Source organism: Streptomyces hainanensis, assembly GCF_004348415.1.
Classification (GTDB): domain Bacteria; phylum Actinomycetota; class Actinomycetes; order Streptomycetales; family Streptomycetaceae; genus Streptomyces; species Streptomyces hainanensis.
The window spans coordinates 1-1,624 of record NZ_SMKI01000799.1 but is presented as its reverse complement, the minus strand read 5'-3'; the positions used below and the strand labels follow the sequence as shown (position 1 = coordinate 1,624).

Genomic DNA, 1,624 nt, shown 5'->3' with positions numbered 1-1,624 from the left:
TAAGAGGCAGGGCAGGGGAAAACCCTCAGGCCCGCCCGGCCAGGGCTTGGCTGCGGTCGCGGGCGGCCTCGATCGCCGCGATGAGGGCGGCGCGGACGCCGTGCTTCTCCAGTTCGCGGATCGCGCTGATGGTCGTGCCGCCCGGCGAGGTGACGGCCTCGCGGAGCTTCACCGGGTGTTCGCCGCTGTCGCGCAGCATCACGGACGCGCCGATGGCGGCCTGGACGATGAGGTCGTGGGCCTTGTCGCGCGGCAGGCCGAGCAGGATGCCGGCGTCCGTCATGGCCTCGACGAGGTAGTAGAAATAGGCGGGGCCCGAGCCCGAGAGCGCGGTCGCCGCGTCCTGCTGGGACTCCGGCAGGCGCATCGTGCGGCCGACGCCGCCGAAGATCTCCTCCGCGTGGGCCAGGTGGCGTTCCGTGGCGTGGCGGCCGGCGGAGATGACGGACATGGCCTCGTCGACGAGGGCCGGCGTGTTGGGCATGACCCGCACCACCGCCGTGCCCTCGGTGAGCCGGGACTCCACGGAGGCGGTGGTGATGCCGGCGGCCGCCGAGATGATCAGGCGGTCGGCGGGGGTGTGCGGGGCGAGTTCGTCGAGCAGCGCGCCCATGTCCTGCGGTTTGACGGCCAGGATCAGCGTGTCCGCGGTCTTGGCGGCCTCCGCGGTGTCGACGACCTCGATGCCGAGGCGGGCGTGGAGCTGCCGCGCCCGCTCCGGGCGGCGGACGGTGGCCAGCAGTGTGGCCGGCTGGCGGCCGGCCCGCAGCAGGCCGCCGAGCAGCGCCTCGCCGATCTTTCCGGCGCCCAGTACCGCGATCTTGTGGGTCATGGTGCTCATGCCGTTCATCCTCGCACTCGGGCCACCGTCAGGTGGACCGTGTAGCTCTCCCGCACCACGCCGTCGGGGAACTCGCCTTCGAGGATGGCGCGTTCGGCGTCCAGCACGGAGCGGCACGCCTCGGGGTCGAGGACGGCGAGGAAGGAGTGGGTGGAGAGGTTGGCGAGGTGGGCGTCGAGCGGGAGTTCGCGGCTCCAGCCGACCAGGCGATGGGCGACGGTGACGGGGACGGGCGCGAAGTCGGTGACGATGCGGGGCGCCTCGGTCGCGGTGTTGCCGCGGTGGTACTCGGAGACGCGGGTGCGGAGCCGGCGTTCCTGCTCGCCCTGCCAGGGGACGGCGCGCTCCGGCACGTTCCACCAGAGGGCGAGCGCGCCGCCCGGGCGGAGCACCCGCAGGGCCTCGGGGATGGCCTTGGCCGGGTCGGTCCAGTGGAACGCCTGGGCGTAGGTGACGAGGTCGAAGGCGTCGGGGGCGAACGGCAGCGCGTTGCCGTTGGCGCGGACCAGGCGGACGGCCGGCAGGTGGGCGCGGAGCTGGGCGGCCATGCCGGGGCCGGGTTCGGCGGCGGTGATCCGGGCGCCGCGCAGCAGCATGGGGCGGGTGCCGAGGCCGGTGCCGGCCCCGACGTCGAGGACGTCGGCGTCGGTGAGCGGCCGGTCGTTCCTGCGCTCCGCCTGCCGCTCGAACTTGGCCCGTGCCAGCTGCTTCCGCCGCTGATCCCTGCTGACCACCGCGCACTCCTCCCACCAACCGGCCTGCTTCGACTGACCTGTGGGCGTA

The 1,624-nt window shown here is 73.9% G+C and carries 2 protein-coding genes; both read right to left on the bottom strand.

What is annotated here, in order from left to right:
- Positions 1 to 25 precede the first annotated feature (25 nt).
- Positions 26 to 832, bottom strand: a complete 807-nt coding sequence (proC, locus tag E1283_RS36025; protein WP_132822368.1) for a pyrroline-5-carboxylate reductase — start codon at positions 830 to 832, stop codon at positions 26 to 28.
- A gap of 14 nt (positions 833 to 846) precedes the next feature.
- Positions 847 to 1,624 (bottom strand): class I SAM-dependent methyltransferase (locus E1283_RS36020; protein ID WP_341829986.1); only part of this gene is annotated, 778 nt, incomplete at its 5' end.